The sequence below is a fragment of the Caballeronia sp. SL1002 genome (genome assembly GCF_057814995.1).
Map to the genome: position 1 here is coordinate 527,731 of NZ_JBYMUW010000002.1, position 21,389 is coordinate 549,119.

General features: G+C 63.6%; 19 protein-coding genes. 13 read left to right on the forward strand and 6 right to left on the reverse strand.

Translation table 11 applies throughout. The features are described from left to right. Nucleotides 1–5: 5 nt before the first annotated feature. From AC3D25_RS05320 to AC3D25_RS05380, 13 genes are all read left to right on the forward strand, one after another. Nucleotides 6–476, forward strand: a complete 471-nt coding sequence (locus AC3D25_RS05320; protein ID WP_488887414.1) for a hotdog family protein — start codon at nucleotides 6–8, stop codon at nucleotides 474–476. Between the two features lie 5 nt (nucleotides 477–481). After that, entirely contained in the window at nucleotides 482–1,207 is a 726-nt protein-coding gene (locus AC3D25_RS05325; protein WP_488889605.1) for a 3-ketoacyl-ACP reductase FabG2, read from the forward strand. After that, nucleotides 1,207–2,433: a beta-ketoacyl-ACP synthase gene (locus AC3D25_RS05330; RefSeq protein ID WP_488887415.1), complete on the forward strand. Its 1,227-nt coding sequence runs from the start codon at nucleotides 1,207–1,209 to the stop codon at nucleotides 2,431–2,433. Before AC3D25_RS05325 ends, AC3D25_RS05330 begins: the two co-directional genes overlap by 1 nt. Next, complete coding sequence (locus tag AC3D25_RS05335) at nucleotides 2,430–3,647, forward strand: beta-ketoacyl-[acyl-carrier-protein] synthase family protein (protein ID WP_488887416.1); 1,218 nt, start codon at nucleotides 2,430–2,432, stop codon at nucleotides 3,645–3,647. Before AC3D25_RS05330 ends, AC3D25_RS05335 begins: the two co-directional genes overlap by 4 nt. Nucleotides 3,648–3,713: 66 nt before the next feature. Continuing rightward, a complete protein-coding gene (locus tag AC3D25_RS05340; protein WP_488887417.1) occupies nucleotides 3,714–4,154 on the forward strand; it encodes an excinuclease ABC subunit A in 441 nt (146 codons plus the stop codon). Between the two features lie 105 nt (nucleotides 4,155–4,259). Continuing rightward, entirely contained in the window at nucleotides 4,260–5,495 is a 1,236-nt protein-coding gene (locus AC3D25_RS05345; protein WP_488889606.1) for an NAD(P)/FAD-dependent oxidoreductase, read from the forward strand. 195 nt (nucleotides 5,496–5,690) lie between these two features. Beyond that, nucleotides 5,691–6,386 carry a CDP-alcohol phosphatidyltransferase family protein gene (locus AC3D25_RS05350; protein ID WP_488887418.1) on the forward strand — a complete coding sequence of 232 codons (696 nt, stop codon included), beginning with the start codon at nucleotides 5,691–5,693 and terminating at the stop codon, nucleotides 6,384–6,386. Further along, complete coding sequence (locus AC3D25_RS05355) at nucleotides 6,383–7,192, forward strand: HalD/BesD family halogenase (protein ID WP_488887419.1); 810 nt, start codon at nucleotides 6,383–6,385, stop codon at nucleotides 7,190–7,192. Before AC3D25_RS05350 ends, AC3D25_RS05355 begins: the two co-directional genes overlap by 4 nt. Further along, nucleotides 7,189–8,223 (forward strand): flippase-like domain-containing protein, encoded by a 1,035-nt coding sequence (locus AC3D25_RS05360; RefSeq protein WP_488887420.1) that lies wholly within the window; start codon nucleotides 7,189–7,191, stop codon nucleotides 8,221–8,223. Before AC3D25_RS05355 ends, AC3D25_RS05360 begins: the two co-directional genes overlap by 4 nt. A 25-nt stretch (nucleotides 8,224–8,248) precedes the next feature. Further along, entirely contained in the window at nucleotides 8,249–9,013 is a 765-nt protein-coding gene (locus AC3D25_RS05365) for a phosphocholine cytidylyltransferase family protein (protein ID WP_488887421.1), read from the forward strand. Next, nucleotides 9,010–10,719, forward strand: a complete 1,710-nt coding sequence (aepX, locus tag AC3D25_RS05370) for a phosphoenolpyruvate mutase (protein ID WP_488887422.1) — start codon at nucleotides 9,010–9,012, stop codon at nucleotides 10,717–10,719. The genes AC3D25_RS05365 and aepX overlap by 4 nt, the downstream gene beginning before the upstream one ends. Continuing rightward, nucleotides 10,716–11,897, forward strand: coding sequence for a phosphonopyruvate decarboxylase (gene aepY, locus AC3D25_RS05375; protein WP_488887423.1), 1,182 nt, complete (start codon nucleotides 10,716–10,718; stop codon nucleotides 11,895–11,897). The genes aepX and aepY overlap by 4 nt, the downstream gene beginning before the upstream one ends. Beyond that, entirely contained in the window at nucleotides 11,897–12,976 is a 1,080-nt protein-coding gene (locus tag AC3D25_RS05380) for a 2-aminoethylphosphonate aminotransferase (protein ID WP_488887424.1), read from the forward strand. Before aepY ends, AC3D25_RS05380 begins: the two co-directional genes overlap by 1 nt. Nucleotides 12,977–13,858: 882 nt before the next feature. Here the strand turns inward: AC3D25_RS05380 and AC3D25_RS05385 are convergent. The 6 genes from AC3D25_RS05385 to xdhC all read right to left on the reverse strand — a co-directional run bounded on the left by AC3D25_RS05385 (nucleotide 13,859) and on the right by xdhC (nucleotide 21,372). Beyond that, complete coding sequence (locus AC3D25_RS05385; RefSeq protein WP_488887153.1) at nucleotides 13,859–15,109, reverse strand: IS256 family transposase; 1,251 nt, start codon at nucleotides 15,107–15,109, stop codon at nucleotides 13,859–13,861. 827 nt (nucleotides 15,110–15,936) lie between these two features. Further along, complete coding sequence (locus AC3D25_RS05390) at nucleotides 15,937–16,371, reverse strand: hypothetical protein (protein WP_488887425.1); 435 nt, start codon at nucleotides 16,369–16,371, stop codon at nucleotides 15,937–15,939. Between the two features lie 159 nt (nucleotides 16,372–16,530). Beyond that, nucleotides 16,531–17,859 (reverse strand): guanine deaminase, encoded by a 1,329-nt coding sequence (gene guaD, locus AC3D25_RS05395; protein ID WP_488887426.1) that lies wholly within the window; start codon nucleotides 17,857–17,859, stop codon nucleotides 16,531–16,533. A gap of 28 nt (nucleotides 17,860–17,887) precedes the next feature. Next, nucleotides 17,888–19,258, reverse strand: a complete 1,371-nt coding sequence (locus AC3D25_RS05400) for an NCS2 family permease (protein ID WP_488887427.1) — start codon at nucleotides 19,256–19,258, stop codon at nucleotides 17,888–17,890. Between the two features lie 34 nt (nucleotides 19,259–19,292). Continuing rightward, nucleotides 19,293–20,321 (reverse strand): adenosine deaminase, encoded by a 1,029-nt coding sequence (locus tag AC3D25_RS05405; protein WP_488887428.1) that lies wholly within the window; start codon nucleotides 20,319–20,321, stop codon nucleotides 19,293–19,295. 37 nt (nucleotides 20,322–20,358) lie between these two features. Continuing rightward, nucleotides 20,359–21,372 carry a xanthine dehydrogenase accessory protein XdhC gene (gene xdhC, locus AC3D25_RS05410; protein ID WP_488887429.1) on the reverse strand — a complete coding sequence of 338 codons (1,014 nt, stop codon included), beginning with the start codon at nucleotides 21,370–21,372 and terminating at the stop codon, nucleotides 20,359–20,361. Nucleotides 21,373–21,389 lie beyond the last annotated feature (17 nt).

The window sequence follows — 21,389 nt, forward strand, 5'->3', positions numbered from 1 at the left end:
TCGTGATGAAGAACGCCGAATTTCCGGCTATCGAAGAATTGCTGCCGCATCGCGGCACGATGGCGCTAGTCGACCGCGTACTCGACTGCACCGCGCAAAGCGTGACCGTCGCGGCGCGCGTGGACGCAAACGCGTGGTACGCCGATGAACACGGCGCGATGCCCGCATGGATCGGGATCGAACTGATGGCGCAGGCGATCGCCGCGCACGTCGGCCTGATCGCGCGGCAGTCGGGCGGCCACGCGCGGCCCGGCGTGCTGCTCGGCTCGCGCAAGTACGAGGCACTGCGGCCCGCGTTCGATCCCGAAGCGCAGCTGACGATCTTCGCGGATGAAGTGTTGCGCGCGGCCGAAGGGCACGGCGCGTACGACTGCACGATCGCGCTCGCCGACGGCACGGTCGTCGCGCGCGCGGTCATCAAGGTATTTCAACCGACCGATTTCGAGTCGTTCATAGAAGGGAGCGTTAGCGTATGAGCCCGATCAACCGGCGTGTTCTGGTCACGGGCGCGAGTCGCGGCATTGGCCGTGCGATCGCGTATCAACTGGCGCGCGATGGCTTTGCCGTCACCGTGCATTGCCGCTCGGGCCGCGCGGAAGCGGACGCGGTGGTCGCGGGCATCATCGCGCAAGGCGGCACGGCGCGCGTGGTGCAATTCGATGTGCGCGACCGCGCGCAATGCCGCAGCGTGCTCGAAGCGGACCTTGCCGCGCACGGCGCTTACTACGGCGTCGTGTGCTGCGCGGGCGTGACGCGCGACGCGGCGTTCCCCGCGCTCACCGAAGACGACTGGGACACGGTGATCGAAACGGGGATCGACGGCTTCTACAACGTCGTGCATCCGCTGACCATGCCGATGGTGCGCGCGAAAGCGGGCGGCCGTATCGTGACGATCGCGTCGGTGTCGGGCGTGATCGGCAATCGCGGGCAGGTGAATTACAGCGCGGCGAAGGCGGGCATGATCGGCGCGACCAAGGCGCTCGCCGTCGAACTCGCGAGCCGCAATATCACGGTGAATTGCGTGGCGCCGGGCTTGATCGAAACCGACATGCTGGGCGACGTCGCGATCGAACATGCGCTGAAAACCGTGCCGATGAATCGCGTGGGACAACCGGCGGAAGTGGCGTCGGTCGTGGGCTTCCTGATGTCCGATGCGGCCTCTTACGTGACGCGCCAGGTGATCGGCGTCAATGGCGGGATCGTGTGATGAAACGCGTCGTCGTGACCGGAATGGGCGGTGTGACCGCTTTCGGCGAAAACTGGGTGGACGTCGAAGCGAATCTTCGATCAGGCCGCAACGCGGTACGCCGCATGCCCGAATGGGACTTCTTCGACGCGCTGCATACGCGGCTCGCGTGCCCGCTGCCTTCCTTCGACGCACCCGCGAACTATCCGCGCAAAAAGTTGCGCTCGATGGGCCGCGTCTCGCTGTACGCGGTGCGCGCGAGCGAGATCGCGCTCGCGGATGCGGGTCTGGTCGGCGACACGAGCATCGCCGATGGCCGCATGGGCGTGGCCTATGGGTCGTCGTCGGGATCGGTCGAGCCGATCCGCGCATTCGGCACGATGCTCGAAACCGGCTCGATGAGCGCGGTCACGTCGAATACCTACGTGCAGATGATGTCGCACACGACGGCGGTTAACGTGGGCCTTTTCTGGGATTTGAAGGGGCGCATCATTCCGGCATCGAGCGCGTGCACCTCGGGCAGTCAGTCGATCGGCTACGCGTATGAGGCCATCGCGACCGGCAAGCAGACGCTGATGATCGCGGGCGGCGCGGAGGAAATGTCCGGTCCGGCGGTCGCCGTGTTCGACATGCTGTACGCAACGAGCACGCGCAACGACTCGCCGGAACTCACGCCGCGTCCGTTCGATGCCGCGCGCGACGGACTTGTGATCGGCGAAGGCGCGGGCTCGCTGATCCTCGAAGAATACGAACACGCGAAGGCGCGGGGCGCGACGATCCACGCGGAAATCGTCGGCTTCGGTTCGAACTCCGACGGCACGCACATGACGCAGCCGACCGCCGCGACGATGGCGCGCGCGATGCAACTCGCGCTCGACGATGCGAAGCTCGATCCCGCCGCGATCGGCTACGTGAACGCGCACGGCACGGCGACCGATCGCGGCGATATCGCAGAGAGCCACGCGAGCGCGCTCGTGTTCGGCGAGCGCGCGCCGATCAGTTCGCTCAAGAGCTACATCGGCCACACGCTCGGCGCGTGCGGCGCGATCGAGGCGTGGTGGACGATCGAGATGATGAAGCGCAACTGGTTCGCGCCGACGCTCAATCTCGAACACGTCGATCCGGCGTGCGCCGCGCTCGACTACATCATCGGCGGCGCGCGCGCGATCGACACCGAATACGTGATGAGCAACAACTTTGCGTTCGGCGGCATCAACACGTCGCTGATTTTCCGGCGCGTTGCATGAGTGCGCGTCATCGCGTGGTCGTGACCGGCATGGGTATCGTGTCGTGTCTCGGCAATACGCTCGATGCCGTATTCGACGCGCTGCAGGCTTCGTGCGCGGGAATCGTGCGCGTCGATGAATGGCGTGCGCGTGGCTTTGCTAGCCAGATCGCGGGCGTGGCGACGGTCGCGGACGAAGCGCCGTTCGAGCGCCGGGTCGAACGTTTCATGGGCGACACCGCGCGCTTCGCGAGTCATGCCGCGCGCGCGGCGCTCGCCGACGCCGCGCTCGATCCCGCACGCCTGCGCGCGCCGGACGCGGGCGCGGTCGTCGGTTCGGGCACCGGTTCGATGAACGCCTACGACGCCGCGTTCGACCTCGTCCGCGAGCACGGCATCGCGCGCGCGGGGCCGTTCACGGTGCCGCGCTCGATGGGCAGCACGTGTTCCGCGACGCTCGCGCAGCAATACGGTTTGCAGGGCGTGACGTACTCGCCTTCGTCGGCGTGCTCGACTTCCGCGCTAGCGATCGGGCAAGCAATGCAACTGATCGAGAGCGGCGCGCAAAGCATCGTGCTCGCGGGCGGCAGCGAGGAACTGCATGACGGCACGGCGATGATGTTCGGCGCAATGGGCGCGTTGTCGGAAGGCTTCAACGACGCGCCAACGCGCGCCTCGCGTCCCTACGATACCGCTCGCGACGGCTTCGTGATCGCGTCGGGCGCGGGCGTTTTAGTGCTCGAATCGCTCGATCACGCGCTCGCACGCGGCGCGCGCATCCACGGTGAACTGACGGGTTTCGGCCAGGCGACCGACGGCGGCGAGATGGTCGCGCCGGGTCGCGAAAGCATTGCGCGCGCGGTCCGCTCGGCGACGCGAAACCGCGTGCCGGATTACGTGAACACGCATGCGCCGTCCACGCCGCTCGGCGACGCGGAGGAAGCGCGTGCGCTCGTCGATGTATTCGACGGGGACGTCCCGCCGTTTTCCTCCGTGAAGGCCTTGACGGGCCATTCGCTCGGCGCGAGCGGCGCGCACGAAGCCATCTACACTTTGCTGATGATGCAGCGCGGCTGGATCGCCGGGACGCCGAATCTGAGCGAACCCGACGCTGCCGTGCGGGATCTGCCGCTCGTGATCGAAGGGCGCGAGGCGCGCGTGCGCGATGCGCTTTCCATATCGTTCGGCTTCGGCGGCGTCGCGGCGTGCCTTGCGTTCGGTGCGTGGCCCGACTGATTAAGTGAGTGAGTGAATGAGCAACGTCCAGGGAAATCAACCGTTTTTCAACCAGGAGAAAAAGAAATGAAACGTTCGATGATGTTTGCCGCATTCGCCATCGTGTTGGCATCGACAGCAGCGCAAGCCCGCGACACCGTTCACGAGTACCCGATTCAGGACGCGCTGACGATGGGCGAAGGCCACGAGAAAGTCGGCGACGACATCAAGCTCTACTTCGCGGGCCAGCCGCACGCGGGAACCTCGAAGAGCTTCGGTGAATTCGCGACCAACAAGAAGACCAACGCGTTCGGCAAGAGCGACGAGGACGCGTGCCGTCACGTCTTCCTCTCCGCCGTGCTCGAATTGCAGGAACGCGCGCGCAAGGAAGGCGGCAACGCGGTGATCAACATCAAGAGCAACTACCGCAACGAAGAGCGCGCGAGCGCGACGCAATACACCTGCGGCGCGGGCGCGGTGATCGCGGGCGTGGCGCTCAAGGGCGACGTCGTTACCCTCGGTAGATAAAAACGAAGCGCGCGACGCGGCGGGCCGCTCGCGTTGCGCGCTGTCCGGCGAAGTGAACGGAGCACAACGAGCATGAACGATGTAGTGAAAGAGACGCCGGGCCAGATGGACGACATGAGCGTCGATGTGGCGATTATCGGCGCGGGGCCGTCGGGCGCGGTGGCGGCGGCGCTGCTGCGAAAACGCGGCCGTTCCGTGCTCGTGCTGGAGCGCCAGCAGTTCCCGCGTTTTTCGATCGGCGAGAGTTTGCTGCCGCAAAGCATGGCCTATCTCGAAGAGGCGGGCATGCTGCAGGCCGTCGTCGAAGCGGGGTTTCAGTACAAGAACGGCGCGCGTTTCGTGCGCAACGGCGAATCGACGGCCTACGATTTCCGCGACAAGCACACGCCCGGCTGGGGCACGACGTATCAGGTGGAGCGCGCGGCGTTCGATCAGATTTTGATCGACTGTGCGGCAAAAGCGGGCGCGGACGTGCGTTTCGGTCACGAGGTCCGCGCGATCCAGACGGGCGATGCGCCCGTGCTCGATGTCGTCGATGAAACGGGCCGCGCGTATCGCGTGAATGCGCGTTTCGTGTTCGATGCGAGCGGTTTCGGCCGCGTGCTGCCGCGCCTTTTGAACCTCGAAGCGCCGACGCGCTTTCCGGTGCGCAGCGCGCTTTTCACGCATGTGATGGACCACATTCCGGCAGGCACGACGGACCGCGACAAGATCATCGTCGGCGTGCATCCCGAGCATCGCGACGTCTGGTTCTGGATGATCCCGCTCGCGAAAGGCCGCTCGTCGGTCGGTTGCGTCGCCGAGAGCGCCTTTCTGGACGTGCCGGAAGCCGAGCGCGACGCGCTGCTGCGCTCGCTGATCCGCGCCGAGCCGACTATCGGCGGATTGATCGGCGATGCGCCGTTCTGCATGCCCGCGCGGCATATCGGCGGCTACTCGGCGAACGTCGAGCGGCTGCACGGGCCGGGTTACGCGCTGCTCGGCAACGCGGGCGAATTCCTCGATCCCGTGTTTTCCTCGGGCGTCACGATCGCGTTACGCTCGGCGCATCTCGCGGTGCAGGTGCTCGAATGGCAGTTCGCGGGCGAGCAGATCGACTGGACGAAGGCCTACGATAAACCGCTGCGCCGTGGCATCGACACGTTCCGTGCGTTCGTCGAGCGCTGGTACACCGGCGAACTCCAGGACATCATTTTTTACCCGGAGCAGAGTGAGTCCATTCGTCGCATGATTAGCGCGGTGCTCGCGGGTTACGCATGGGACGAATCGAATCCGTTCGTCGCCGATCCCGTGCGCCGCCTGAACGTACTGCATGAAGTCTGCGCGCCGCAGAAGACCTGAGCGCGCTGGCTGGAGCCGGGCGTGCGAAGAAGTAACTTTTACGCACGCTCGGACGCTTTCGTTTCGCCGCCTGAAATACGGTGCCGGATCGATGCTGCTGAGCGCTCCTGAACGGTGCGCAACGGCGCTCGCCGCGCGCCGGGACTGGCTTTGCCGCATATGCAAGTAAACGCGAATCGAGCTATATTCGCGGACATGACCAAGTCGCCACCTCATCACATTCGCGTCCTGCCGCCGCCCACCACATGGGATGCACGGCTCGCCCGCCGCCTCGTTACGCCGCTCGTCGGCACTCCTGTTACACCCAATCATCTGACCACGCTGCGCCTCGCAATAGGCGTCGCCGGTGCTTACTATTTGTCGCTGGGGCAATTCTGGTTGTGTACGCTGGGCGCATTGCTGGTCGCGTTGTCCAACTTCGTCGATCACACCGACGGCGAACTCGCGCGTATCAGCGGACAGTCCAGCAAAATCGGTCATTTTTACGATCTGGCGTGCGATGCACTGGTGACGGTGCTGCTCTTCGTCGGGCTCGGGTTTTATGTGGGCGTGCATCATCCAGGGATGATCGTCGGCGCGGAGTGGCTCGGCGTCGTCGCGGGCGTGGCGGTCGCGCTGATCTTCTTCCTGCGCATGCGCATCGAGGCGATGATCGGCAAGTCGGGCACACAGCAGGCGTCGGTGGCGGGTTTCGAAACCGAGGACATTTTGTATTTGCTGCCGGTCGTGACCGTGCTGAACGCGATGACCCCGTTCTTGATCGCGTCGGCGCTCGGCGCGCCGCTGTTCGCGGCGTGGGTCGCGGTGGATTACCGGCGGGTCGCGCGACGCATGGCGCAGCGCGCGGCGCCGAAAGGTTCCGACAGCAACGATTTTCAGGCCGTGCAATGAGCGAAACAGCAAGCGAGTTTGTCCCGGCCGCGGCGAGAGCGCCGCAGATCGCCCGCGACCCCACGGCGCATGAAATCGACGTGGCGCTCGGCGCGCGCCTCGCCGAACTGCGCACGGCATCGCTGCATGAATCGTTCGACGAACGGGGCGCGTTTCTCTATCTCGACACGTTCTTGCCACGCGACTTCACCGCGCGTCTCATCGCCGCCGTCCACGCGGTGACGCCCGCCGTGAATCGCAATTATCTGCCGGGCCACAAGCAGGGCGGCAGCGTGAGCCGCCACACCATCGATCAACTCGCGCCGTTCATCGCGGACCTTTACCGGTCGCCCGCGCTGATCGAGTGGCTTGCGAAGATCAGCGGCGACAAGCTGCAGGTTTCCCCCGCCGACGATCCCCACGCCTACGCGCTGTATTTCTATACGCGCCCGGGCGATCACATCGGCTGGCACTACGACACGTCCTACTACGACGGCCGTCGCTATACGCTCCTGCTCGGCGTGCTCGACGACTCGTCCTGCCGTCTCGACTACGAACTCCATACGCGCACGCCGGAACGCGCCGACGAACCCGGCTCGGTGCAGATTCCGCCGGGCGGCCTCGTTTTCTTCGACGGCGACAAACTGCGTCACCGCATCACGCCGCTCGGCGCGAACGAAATGCGCGTATCGCTGACGTTCGAATACGTGACGGACCCGAACATGCGTCCGTGGCAGCGCTTCATCTCGAACATGAAAGATTCGATCGCCTACTTCGGCTTCGGGCAGGTCTTTCGCCGCAAAGGCGGCAAGAACGGCCGCGCATGAACCGCGCCGGAACTTTCCTGTTGTCGGCGGGCGTCGTGCTGTTCGTCGCGCTGCTCGGCTGGCAGGGCTTCGGTTCGGTCGCGACGATCCTGGCCGCGGCCGGCTGGGGTCTCGTCGGCTTGGCGGCATTCCATCTGTTGCCGGTGATTCTCGACGCAGGCGCGATCCGCGTGCTGTTTTCCCCGCGTGAACGCGATGTCACGATGCGCGACGCGCTCCTCGCGCGCTGGGCGGGCGAGTCGGTCAACAGCCTGATGCCGGCCGGACAGATCGGCGGGCCGATGCTGATGGTCCGTTACCTCACGCAGCGCGGTTTGCGCGCACGCGACGCGGCGGCCGTCATCACGGTAAGCACGACGCTGCAGACGATCGCGCAACTCGTGTTCGCGCTCGTCGGCGTGGCGATGCTCGGGCGCTATGCGAGCGGCGCGAGCGGCGCAAGCGGCACAAGCACGGCAAGCATGCGGACGCCGCTGATGATCGTGATCGGCGTGATCGCGGCGCTGCTGTATTTCTTCTACGTGGCGCAGCGTCGCGGACTCTTCGGCCGCGCGATGCGGTTCGCGTCCGCGCTCGCGGCGCGCTTCTCGGCGAAGCGCGATTGGTCGTCGCTCGTGACGCGCGCCGACGCCGTCGATACCGCCGTCCACGCGATGTATCGCGAACGCAGCAAGGTCGCGGCGAGTTTCGCGTTGAGTCTTATCGGCTGGCTGGTCGGGACGGGCGAAGTGTGGCTCGCGTTGCGATTGCTCGGGCATCCGGTGGACTGGGCTGATGCGCTGATGCTCGAAAGCCTCGGTCAGGCCATTCGTGGCGCGGCGTTCGCGATTCCCGGCTCGCTCGGCGTGCAGGAGGGCGGTTATCTGCTGCTCGCGCATTTGATCGGTTTGCCGCCGGAAGCCGCGCTCGCGCTGTCGCTCGCGAAGCGCGCGCGCGAGTTGCTGCTCGGCGTGCCGGGTATCGTCTATCTGCATTTCGTTGAAAAGGGCTGGCAGCGCCGACGTCTCGCGCGCGTGCCGGAGATCGACTGATTCATCCTCGATTGGGATAACAACAATGCGCGCAATTATTCTTGCGGCCGGGATGGGCTTGCGCCTCGTCCAGCCGGAGGGTCAGCAAAAACCGAAATGCCTGCTGCGCTTCGGCGAGTCGTCGTTGCTCGAACGTCATCTGCAATTGCTGAAGGCCGCGGGCGTGAACGAGATCGTGTTCGTGCTCGGTTTTCGCCATGAAATGGTCGAAGCCGAACTCGCGACGATCGACTGGAAGCCAACGACCGAAGTGGTCGTGAACAGCGAGTTTTCGCTCGGCAGTGTGCTGTCGGTACACACGGCAGCCGAGGCGATGACGCGCGGCGGCGACGTGCTCCTGATGGACGCGGACGTGCTCTACGACGAGCGCGTGCTCGAACCGCTCGTGATGGGCAAGCACGTGAACCGTTTGTTGATCGACCGCGATTTCGAGGCCGGCGACGAGCCAGTGAAACTGTGCGTCGATCACGGCGTGCCGGTCGAATTGAGGAAGCAAGTGGCGGTCGGCACGAAGTACGACACCATCGGCGAATCGGTGGGATTTTTCCGTTTCGACGAACACGCGGCGCGCCGCTTCTGCGAAATCGTCGCGCATTATGTCGCGACGGGCCGCGCGAATCTGCCGCACGAAGAAGCGGTGCGCGACCTGTTGCTCGAACGAAGCCACGTGTTCGATATCGCCGACGTGACTGGCGCGCCGTGGATCGAGATCGACTTTCAGAACGACGTGACGCGCGCGGCCGATGAAATCCTGCCGCAACTGCGCCAGCTAGCCGGAGCATTGCGATGAACGCGCTCACTCAACTTCCCGCTGGTTTTTCGCGCACGCTGCGCCTGCGCGAAATGCTGCAGAGCAATCGCCTCGAATTCCTGATGGAAGCGCATAACGGCCTTTCCGCGCGCATCGTGAAGGAAGCGGGCTTCAAGGCGATCTGGGGATCGGGCCTCGCACTCTCCGCGCAATTCGGCGTGCGCGACAACAACGAAGCGAGCTGGACGCAGGTTGTGGACATGCTCGAATTCATGGCGGACGCGAGCGATCTGCCGATCCTTCTCGACGGCGACACCGGCTACGGCAACTTCAACAACGTGCGACGGCTCGTGCGGAAGCTGGAACAGCGCGGTATCGCGGGCGTGTGTATCGAGGACAAGCAGTTTCCGAAAACGAATAGTTTCATCAATGGCGAAGCGCAGCCGCTCGCCGATATCGACGAATTCTGCGGCAAGATCAAGGCGGGCAAAGACTCGCAAAGCGATCCGAATTTCTCGATCGTCGCGCGCGTGGAAGCGCTGATCGCGGGCTGGGGCATGGAAGAGGCACTGCGTCGCGCCGAGGCGTATCGCCGGGCCGGCGCGGACGCGATCCTGATTCACAGCAAGCTTTCCAAGCCCGACGAGATCCTGACCTTCGCGCGCGAGTGGGCCGGGCGCGGGCCGCTCGTGATCGTGCCGACCAAGTACTACAGCACGCCGACCGACGTGTTCCGTCAGGCGGGCATCAGCACCGTGATCTGGGCCAACCATCTGATTCGCGGCGCGGCATCGGCGATGCAGGCGATCGCTCAGGAAATCCACCAAAGCGAGACGCTCGTGAACGTGGAAGACCGTATCGCCTCGGTGAACGAAATCTTCCGCCTCCAGGACGCCGATGAATATTCGGCCGCCGAGAGCGTGTACCTGTCGGCGTCGAGCGCGTCGCGCGCGGCCGTCGTGCTCGCCGCGAGCCGTGGCGCGGGACTCGAAGCGCTGACCGCCGAGCGGCCCAAAGTGATGCTGCCGGTCGCGGGCAAGCCGCTCTTGAGGCATCTCGTCGAGGCGTTCAAGAAGGAAGGCATCAACGATATTACGGTCGTGGGCGGTTATCGCTCGGACGCGATCGACACCTCGGGCATTCGTCTTGTCGTCAACGAGCAGCACGCGCAATCGGGCGAACTCGCGTCGCTCGCGTGCGCGGCCAAATCGATCAGCGGCGACACCGTGATTTCCTACGGCGACCTCTTGTTCCGCAGCTACATTCTTCGCGATCTGGTCGAGACGGACAGTGAGTTTTGCGTCGTGGTGGATTCGTCGCAAGCGCCGGTCGAAGGCGTTGCGCCGACCGATTTCGCGTATTGCTCCGCCGCCGACGATCGCGCCTTGTTCGGCCGCAAAGTGTGGCTTGAAAACGTCGTGAGCGCGCGTGGAAACGCCCGCACGGGATCGCCGCAAGGCCGCTGGATGGGTTTGCTCAACGTGCGTGGCGAAGGCCGTGAACGGCTGCTAAAAGCGCTTGCCACGCTTCAGACGCGCGACGGCTTCAACACGCTCGACATGGCCGCGCTGCTCAACGCGCTCGTCGATGCGGGCGAAAAGATCGAAGTGCAATACGTGCATGGTCACTGGCGCGGCGTGAACGACCTCGACGATTTCCGTCGCGCGGGCGATTTCGCGCACGGCCAGGCGCCGTTCGGATCGAGCGGGGCGGGCAGCGTAGTGTCGCCGGAGGGCGGCGCGTGATCGAAGCTGCGGAGTTCGTCGATGCGGCGCGCGAGCGTGGCTTCGACTGGTATGCCGGCGTGCCGTGCTCGTACCTCACGCCGTTCATCAACTACGTGCTGCAGGACGCGTCGCTCAACTACGTGTCGGCGGCCAACGAAGGCGATGCGGTCGCGTTGATCGCGGGCGTCGCGCTCGGCGCGCAAAACGGCCGGCGCGGCATCGCGATGATGCAGAACTCCGGCCTCGGCAACGCCGTCAGTCCGCTCACGTCGATGACGTGGACGTTCCGTCTGCCGCAATTGTTGATCGTGACGTGGCGCGGCCAGCCCGGTGTCGCCGACGAACCGCAGCACGCGCTGATGGGTCCAGTCACGCCCACGATGCTCGACACGATGGACATTCCGTGGGAGCTGTTTCCGACCGAGGCTGGAGCAATCGGTCCGGCGCTCGATCGCGCGACGGCACACATGGATCGCACCGGGCGTCCTTACGCGCTCGTGATGCAAAAGGGCAGCGTCGCGCCGTATCCGTTGAAGACCGCGGGCCTTGCCGGTGTGCGCAAGCGTGCAGCGCGAGCCGAGGTTCAGACCTTCGCGGGCGAACGCGTGACGCGTCACGACGCGTTGCAGCGCGTGATCGCGCACACGCCGGTGGATTCGACGGTCGTCTTGGCATCGACGGGATTTTGCGGCCGCGAACTCTATGCCATCGACGACCGCGACAACCAGTTGTATCTGGTCGGCTCGATGGGATGCGTCACGCCGATGGCGCTCGGTCTCGCGCTCTCGCGCCCGGACCTGACGGTCGTCGCGATCGACGGCGACGGCGCGGCGCTGATGCGCATGGGGGTGTTCGCGACGCTCGGCGCGTATGGTCCGCCCAACCTCGTCCACGTGTTGCTCGACAACGGCGCGCACGAATCGACGGGCGGCCAGGCGACCGTATCGGCGGGCGTCGCGTTCGCGGATATCGCGTCCGCGTGCGGCTACGCGCTGGCGCTCGATGGCGACGACCTTTCGTTGATCGACCGACTGTTCGAAGCACGCGACGTCGATGGCGTGCGCTTCGCGCGTTTGTCGATCCGCACCGGCACGCCCGGCGACCTGCCGCGCCCGTCGATCACCCCGGAAGACGTGCGCCGCCGCCTGCAGGACCATCTGCGCCGCGACGCGCGATCCACCTTCGGAGACGCTTGATGCTGCTACTGAATCCCGGACCCGTCACGCTGTCGGAGCGCGTGCGCAAGAGTCTGTTGCAAACGGATCTGTGCCACCGCGAACCCGAGTTCTTCGACTTGCAGGACGAAGCGCGCACGCGTTTGCTTGCCGCCTACAAACTCGATCCGGCGGTTTGGTCGGCGGTGTTGATGACCGGTTCCGGCACGGCGGCGGTCGAGAGCATGACGGCGGGCATCGTGCCCGACGGCGGCCGTTTGTTGATCGTCGAAAATGGTGTGTATGGCGAGCGCATCGCGCAGATCGCGCGCCAGTATCACATCGACCACGAAGTCGTTAAATACGCGTGGATGGAAGCGCCGGACGTCGACGCGATCATCGCGCGGCTCGACGATGCTGCCGCCTCGGCGGCCGCCTTCACGCACCTCGCGATCATTCATCACGAGACCACGACGGGGCGGCTCAATCCGCTCGATGCGTTGAGCGTGGCGTGCCGTGAGCGCGGCGTCGGGTTGCTGCTCGACGGCGTGAGCAGCTTCGGCGCGGAGGCGATCGACTTCGACGGCGGCGGTATCGTCGCGGTGGCGGCGACGGCGAACAAGTGCCTGCACGGTGTGCCGGGCGCGGCCTTCGTGATCGTGCGTCGCGACGCGTTGAAGGGCGCAGCGAGCCGTACGTATTATCTCGACATTGGGCGTCTCGCGCGGCTTCAGGATGAGCGTAATACGCCGTTCACACCGTCGGTGCATGCGTATTACGCGTTGGTGGAGGCGTTGCGCGAGTTCGAGGAAGAAGGCGGCTGGCGGGCGCGTCACGCGCGATATGCGGCGCTTGCTGAGCAGGCGCGGGTGGGACTTGCTGCGCTGGGGATCGATGGTGCGTTGTCCGCTGATGAGTCGTCGGTCGTGCTACGTGCTTATCGGCTGCCTGTTGGCGTGACATATCCGGTGCTGCACGATGCGCTCAAGGCGCACGGGTTTGTGATCTATGCGGGGCAGGGCGGGTTGTCGAAGGAACTGTTTCGCATCTCGACGATGGGAGCGGTCGGGGGCGCCGATATTGATCGGCTGATTGCGGGGATTGCACAGTTGGCGCGGTAGCCGCGGGGTTTGCTTTTGGTTTTGTCTGCGTGTGGTGTCTGGGAACTTGCTTTCGTGTAGGTCTATTAGCACGCCGCTATGCGCGGCAGCAGTCACTTTCTTTGGCTAGCTGCAAAGAAAGTAACCAAAGAAAACAGCACGGGATTCGGCGCCGTGGGGCGGCTTGGTTTGGGTGGTTACACCGTCTGATGCTCGGGTGCCTCTTGGGAACTTGCTTTCGTGTCGGTTTATTAGCACGCCGCTATGCGCGGCAGCAGTCACTTTCTTTGGCTAGCTGCAAAGAAAGTAACCAAAGAAAGCAGCACGGGATTCGGCGCCGTGGGGCGGCTTGGTTTGGGTGGGTTACACCGTCTGATGCTCGGGTGCCTCTTGGGAACTTGCTTTCGTGTCGGTTTATTAGCACGCCGCTATGCGCGGCAGCAGTCACTTTCTTTGCTGCTGCAAAGAAAGTAACCAAAGAAAGCAGCTTATCCGCCTAAGTGTCCACCTCGAATAACCTTGCGGATAGGCGCGCAGGCTGACTATGGCAACTCGCATTCGCTGGTATTGGCACAGCACTTGTCAGTTCCATCCTCGCTGCGCTCGGACGATGGGCATATCTAACAACCAGCGTTCGGTTTGGTTTGGTTTGGTTGGGTTGGGTTGGGTTTGGTTTTTTGTTATGCCGTTCCGGCAGGCACTTTGTGCCTGCGGGGATGAATGAGCGGCTCCACTTTGTAGTGTGGTGCGATGGCCGAATCAGCTTGCGTACCACTCCCGGTTGCGGTTCGTGGTGGACACTTAGACGGATAAGCTGCTTTCTTTGGTTACTTTCTTTGCAGCAGCAAAGAAAGTGACTGCTGCCGCGGGGGTGTCCCGAATTTTGTGTAAACAGGTTGTGGTTTAACGGGGCATCAGCCTGTCCTCGAACTGGATAGTAAAGCGGTTCAAAGCTGCCTTCCAATCGCGGATTGGCATCGTCCAGTTCTTGCTGATGTTGTTCAGCGCCAGGTAAAACAGCTTGGTCACGGCGTCGTCGGTCGGAAACGAGCTGCGGGTCTTGATCACCTTGCGCAGGCTCATGTTGATCGATTCAATGGCGTTGGTCGTATAGATCACTTTGCGGATTTCCGGCGGATAGTCGAAGAATGGAACGACGCGTGCCCAGTTGCGCCGCCAACTCTGCCCGATTGACGGATAGTCCTTGTCCCACTTGGCCTCGAACGCTTCGAGCATTTGCATGGCCAGTTCGACTGTCGTTGATGTGTAGATCATCTTCAGATCGGCGGCAACTTCGCGCTGCACTTTCCACGACACGAAGTTCAGGCAGTTGCGCACCATGTGCACGATGCAAAGCTGCACGGCTGCTTTCGGATAGACCGCTTCAATGGCTTCGGGAAAGCCTTTGAGCCCATCGACGCAGGCGATAAAAATGTCCTGCACGCCGCGTGTTTTTAACTCGGTGACCACCTGCAGCCAGAACTTCGCCCCCTCGGTCTGGGCGATCCACAGTCCCAGCACTTCCTTGTGGCCGTCCATGTTCACACCAATGGCCAGATAGACCGCCTTAGTCCGCACCGCACCGCTGTCGCGCACCTTGACGTGGATGCAGTCGAGATAAATGATGGGGTACAGCGCGTCGAGTGGGCGAGCTTGCCAGAGCTTCACCTCCTCGCTGACCGCGTCGGTCACCGCGGAGATCAGCGTGGGCGACACTTCGGTGCCGTACATCTCTTCCAGATGCCCCTGAATCTCACGCACGCTCAGGCCCCGTGCGTACAGGGAGATGATCTTGTCGTCGAAGCCCGACCAGCGGGTCTGATGGCGTTCTACCAGCTTCGGCTCGAACGCGCCTTGACGATCACGCGGGATATCGAGCGGTAGTTCGCCGAACTCACCCTGCAACGTCTTGGCGCTGTGACCGTTACGGGTGTTTCCCGTGGCGTTGGTGACGGTCTCGCTCTTGCCGTGCCCCAGATGCTCGGACATCTCGGTCTCCAGCGCCCGCTCAACCAGCATCTTGGTGAGCTGCTTGAGCAGGCCGTTCTCGCCAACCAGGTCCTCGGGTTTCTGGTAATTCGCCAGCAACCTGTCCGCCAGCTTGACGAGTTCAGGATCGGGTTTCGCACGTTTGTTGCGTTTGGCTACGGTCATCGTCGCTCCTGTTACGGGCAGTCTCCTGCCAAATGACCGTTTACACAAAACTAATTACACCCTCGCTGCCGCGCATAGCGGCGTGCTAATAGACCTACACGAAAGCAAGTTCCCAGAAAGCGCCCGAAAATCAAACGGCGTAACCCACCTCAAGCCGCCCCACGGCGCCGAACCTCGTGCTGCTTTCTTTGGTTACTTTCTTTGCAGCAGCAAAGAAAGTGACTGCTGCCGCGCATAGCGGCGTGCTAATAGACCTACACGAAAGCAAGTTCCCAGAAAGCGCCCGAGCATCAGACGGCGTAACCCACCTCAAGCCGCCCCACGGCGCCAAACCTCGTGCTGCTTTCTTTGGTTACTTTCTTTGCAGCTAGCCAAAGAAAGTGACTGCTGCCGCGCAAAGCGGCGTGCTAATAGACCTACACGAAAGCAAGTTCCCAGAAAGCGCCCGAGCATCAGACGGCGTAACCCACCTCAAGCCGCCCCACGGCGCCAAACCTCGTGCTGCTTTCTTTGGTTACTTTCTTTGCAGCTAGCGAAAGAAAGTGACTGCTGCCGCGCAAAGCCGCGTGCTAGTAGACCTACATGAAAGCAAGTTCCCAAGAAGCGCCCGAAAATCAAACGGCGTAACCCACCTCAAGCCGCCCCACGGCGCCGAACCCCGTGCTGCTTTCTTTGGTTACTTTCTTTTGCAGCTAGCGAAAGAAAGTGACTGCTGCCGCGCAAAGCGGCGTGCTAATAAACGCACATGAAAGCAAGTTCCCAAGAAGCGCGAGGCAACCAAGCGGTGTTCAATCCATGCCACGCGCCCCTTGGGCCAACCCCCCGTCCTATTGCTGCTTACAAAAAATAGCAGTAATGAACGGCGCGACGCTATGAATCATCGCATCGCTGCCCGCGGCGCGAACCTTGGCCTCCACCGAACTCTCCCGCCCGATCACAACAGCCCCATACGCCGACTCGGCAATCGGCTCACCGCTGCCGCGCGTGAAAAGCGTATCGTCCTTCTGATACGCCACGACCGCGTACACGCCAAAATCGAACGCCGTCAATTCCGTGCCGTGCACCGGCCTGAACGCGTTGATCGAATTAGCTTCGACCCGCATCGGACTGGCGTCGATGAAATGCTTTTGCTGGAGCGGTGCGATGAAGGCGTGCGGATTCGACTTGCAGTCGAGTTGCGCGTCGAGCGCGAGCGCGTGAGCCTGCGTTGCCGAGAAGGCCGCAAGCGCGACGGCGAGCGTGGACAGTGCGAAGTGCTTCATCGGGCGTCGGTCGGGCGTCGAATGTGCGGGCAGCGAAGGCTAGACTTTAGCGGTAAGTCGCAAATTTTGCTTGAAGATACCCCCCGGCTTTCGTCATATGTTGAAAAAAAACGCCTCGAAATCGAGGCGTTTTTTTAGCGGGATCCGGCCCCTACAGCGTCAGGCCGCGAGTTCGAGCGCCGAGCGGCGCGGTGCATCGCGTCGATGCACGCGCTTGCCCGCCGAATACGTTTCGAACACCACGCGGTCGTCGCCGAGCAGCGCGAACGCGAACAACAGTTCCTCAAGCGATTCGACGCGCGCGGTGCGCCGTGCAAGCAACGGCGTCGCGGTGGCATCCAGCACGACGAAATCCGCCTCGCTGCCGGGCGCCAGGGTGCCGACCTTGTCGTCGAGATCGAGCACTTTCGCGCCGCCCGTGGTCGCGAGCCAGAACATGCGCGTCGCCGTCAGATGATGCCCCGTCAGTCGCGCGATCTTGTGCGCTTCGTTCATCGTCTGGAGCATGGAGAACGACGTGCCGCCGCCGACATCGGTCGCGAGTGCGACGGGCATGTTCGACGCGCCGGCCTTCTCGAAGTCGAACAGGCCGCTGCCGAGAAAGAGGTTCGAGGTCGGGCAGTGCGACGCGACCGCGCCGGTTTCTGCCATGCGCTGGCGGTCGGTGTCGTCGAGATAGATGCAGTGGCCGTAGACCGCGCGCCGGCGCAGCAGATCGTAGTGATCGTAAATGTCCAGATAGCTGCGATGTCCCGGAAACAGGCTCTCGACCCATTTGATCTCGTCGAGATTTTCCGCGACGTGACTCTGGATATAAACGTCCTCGTGCTTTCGAGCCAGCACGCCGCACGCTTCGAGTTGCGCCTCGGTGGAGGTCGGCGCGAAGCGCGGCGTAAGCGCGTATTGCTGGCGGCCGCGATTGTGCCAGCGGCCGATCAGTTCGGCGCTGTCGTCGTAGCCCGACTGCGGCGTGTCGCGCAGGAACTCGGGGCAGTTGCGGTCCATCAGCACCTTGCCCGCGATCATCCGCAGGTTACGGGCTTCGCTCTCGGCGAAAAACGCGTCCGCCGATTCCTTGTGCACCGTGCAGTACACCAGCGCCGTGGTCGTGCCGCACGCGAGCAGTTCGTCGAGGAAAAAGCTCGCCGTATCGCGCGCGTGCGCCGGATCTTCGAACTGGCGCTCGGTCGGAAACGTGTAGGTGTTCAACCACGGCAGCAAACCGGGCGCGGGCGACGCGATCATGTCGGTCTGCGGATAGTGAATGTGCGAGTCGATAAAGCCCGGCACGATCAGCTTGTCGCGCATGTTCTCCACTTTCGCATCGGGTGCGAGCGTGTCGCGCAGCGCGGCATAGCCGCCCGCTGCGACGACGCGGCCGTCCTCGACGATCATCAGTCCGTCCTGTTCGAAAATCGCGCCGTCGGCGGCGTGCGCGGGATCGTCCCGGAAGGTCAGAAGCTGCGCGCGGTAGGCGGTTTGAGTCATGGGTGAAACGTCTCCGTATTTATGGCAGTCAGAGCTGCGTCAGAAGCACCAGCGAAAGCGCCGCGACGATCCACATCGCAGGCTTGATCTCGCGGCGTCGGCCGGTAAAGAATTTGATCACGACGAACGCGAGGAAACCGTAGGCGATGCCGTCCGTGATCGAGTACGTCAGCGGGATCAGAATCATCGCGAGGAAAGCGGGAATGGCCTCGTCGAACCGGCTCCATTCGATCTTCGTGATCGACTCCATCATGAACACGCCGACCAGCACGAGCGCGGGCGCGGTGGCGATGGCGGGCACGAGCGAGAGCAGCGGCGAAAGGAACAGGAACGGCAGAAAGCAAAGCCCCGCGATCACGGCGACGAGGCCGGTGCGGCCGCCCGCCGAAATGCCCGCGGCGGATTCGATATACGCGTTGGCCGGGCTCGTGCCGAGCGGCGCGGAAATGAGCGCCGCGAACGAATCGACCATCATCGACTGGCGGATGTTGCGTGGGTTGCCGTCGCGGTCGTAGAGCTTGCCTGCCTCGGAAATTGCCATGAACGTGGAGAGCGCGTCGAAGAACGACGTGAACAGCATCACGAAGATGAACGGCCAGTAGATCACTTTCAGCGAGCCCAGAATATCGAGCTGGCCGAGCGCCGAAAAGTCCGGCGCGGAGAACACGCCGTTCCAGTTCACAAGCGTTTTCGTCGCGATGGCGGCGGGCCAGTACGCGGTGCCGTCGCCCCACACGCGCCCGATCGGAATGGCGATGAGCGTGGTGAAAACGATGCCGAGCATCAACGCGCCGGTGACGCGCCGCGCGACCAGAATCGTCGTCACCGCGAGGCCGATCAGGAACGTGATCACGACCGGATTGAGCGTCGCCGAATGCACGATGGTGACCGGATCGCCGATCACGAACTTCGCGTTCACGAGCCCGATCAGGCTGATGAACAAACCGATGCCGCACGACACCGCGTGCCGCAGATTTGCGGGGATGGCATCCACCACGAGCTTGCGCGCGTTGAACGCCGCGAGCACCGCGAAGATCACGCCCGCCCAGAACACACAGCCGAGCGCGGTCTGCCACGGCATTTTGCCGCCGTGGACCATCACGAACGCGAAGAGCGCGTTCATGCCCATGCCGGGCGCGACGAGCACGGGGTTGCGCGCGTAGAGACCCATCGCGCAACTGCCGAGAAAGCTGACGATCACGGTCGCCGTGAGCGCCGCCGCGAACGGGACGCCTGCTTGCGAAAGAATGCCCGGATTCACGACGATGATGTACATCGCCGTGAGGAAGGTGGTCACGCCCGCGACGATTTCCGTCTTGGTGCGCGAACCCGCCGACCGGATGCCGAAGAAGCGTTCGATCGGAGTGGTGTCGTCGCCTGCCGTTTCTACTGTTTCCATCTTCATTGCGTTGTTCTCTTGCCTGTATTCCTGGTTACGCTGCTGCGTGCCAGTACGTATCGAGTTTGGCGACCATCGCATCGCGTTCGGCCGGCGTGACGAACGAGGCCTCCAGGCTGTTCTTCAGCAGCGTGTACGCTTCGGCGTCGTTGAGCTTCAGCGCATCGACGATCGCGAAGTAGTTGGCGTTCACGTAGCCGCCGAAGTACGCGGGGTCGTCGGAATTCACCATGACCGCAACGCCCTTATCGAGCAGGTCTTTCAGCGTGTGCTTCGTCATGTCGTCGAAGACGCAGAGCTTGAGGTTCGAGAGCGGGCACACGGTCAGCGCGATCCGCGAATCGGCGAGACGCGCGACGAGCGCCGGGTCTTCGATACTGCGCACGCCGTGATCGACACGATGCACTTGCAGCACATCGAGCGCTTCGTAGACATAAGCGGGCGGACCTTCCTCGCCCGCGTGCGCGACGAGTTTGAGCCCTTTTTCACGGGCTTTTGCGAACACGCGCGCGAACTTGGACGGCGGATGTCCCTTCTCCGACGAGTCCAGCCCGACACCGATCAGACGATGCGCGTATTGATCGAAGAGCGGCAGCGCGGCGTCGTAGGTGGCGAGCGCGTCGTCCTCGGAAAGATGGCGCAGGAAGCAGAGAATCATCTTGCTCGTCATGCCGCGCCGTTCGCCTTCGGCTAGCGCGCGCTCGATGCCCGCGACCGCCGTTGCGATCGATACGCCGCGTTCCGTGTGCGTTTGCGGATCGAAGAAAATTTCCGTGTGCGTAACGTGGTCCGCGAGCGCGCGCTCCACGTAGGCCATGGTCATGTCGTAGAAATCTTCTTCATGCAGCAGCACGCTCGCGCCCGCGTAGTAGATGTCGAGGAACGACTGCAAATCCGTGAACGCGTAAGCCGCGCGCAGCGCTTCGACCGAGTCGTACGCGAGCTTCACGTTGTTACGCTGCGCGAGCTTGAAGATCAGTTCGGGTTCGAGCGAGCCTTCGATATGGATGTGCAACTCGGCCTTCGGCGCGCGTGCGATCTTGTCTGCGAGTGTGGGGTTCATGCTGTTTTTAGGGCTTTATTTAGGGGCTATTGTTGAATCACGCAGGATGATGCGCGGCCGGGGCGTGTGCATTCGCCTCGACCGCCTGCAGTATTTGCGCCGCCGCGGCAACCGCGATCACTTCAGGCGCTTTATCGACGATTCCAGACACGCCGATCGGACACATCATGCGGGCGATCCGCGCGGGGTCGATGCCGCGCGACGCGAGCCGGTGCTCGAATTGCTTTCGCTTCGTATGCGAGCCGATCATGCCGAAGAACGAAAAATCGCCGCGTCGAAGGATACGTTCGGCGAGTTCGAGATCGAGCGCGTGGTTATGCGTCATCACGATGAAATACGCGCCGGGCGGGGCGCTATCGACGGCGGAATCGGGCGCATCGTTTTCGTCGATCACGACATTGTCCGGCAGATACGCCTTCGCGGGAAACGCGGCGTCGCGCGCGTCGGTCCACGTGACGCGGCACGGCAGCGTGCCGAGCACGCGTACCAGCGCCGCGCCCACGTGCCCCGCGCCGAACAGCGCGACCGCGAACTCATGTGGCGCGATGGTTTCGGTGAGAAGCGCGCCGCTGTCGTCGAAACCCGCGCCGTCCCACAGCAGGCAGTCGGGACCGGCGACGCCGGGTTCGGGATCGGACAGCATCACGGCGTCGGGCGCGGCGCTGAACGAGACGCTGCGCACTGTCGATACGTTTTGCGCCATGCGCTTGGCAAGCGACGTGACCCAGCCGAGATCGCCGACGTCGAGCCGTTCGAACGCGAGCACGACCGCGCCGCCGCAGCACTGGCCGAGGCTCGGGCCGAGCGCGAAACGTTCGATCCGCCGCATGCGCGGGCTGCGCATGCCGTCCTTCAGCACTTGCCGCGCCGTCTCGATCGCCTTCCATTCGAGATGCCCGCCGCCGATCGTATGGCGCGCTTCCTCGCGCGTCACGATCATCTTCGTGCCGGCTTCGCGCGGTGCCGATCCTTCGACGCGCGCGACCGTCACGAGCACGACGGCGTCGCCGTGCGCGAGAAGGTGTTGCAGGTCGTGCAGCCAGGCTTGCATCGAAGACGCTCCAATAA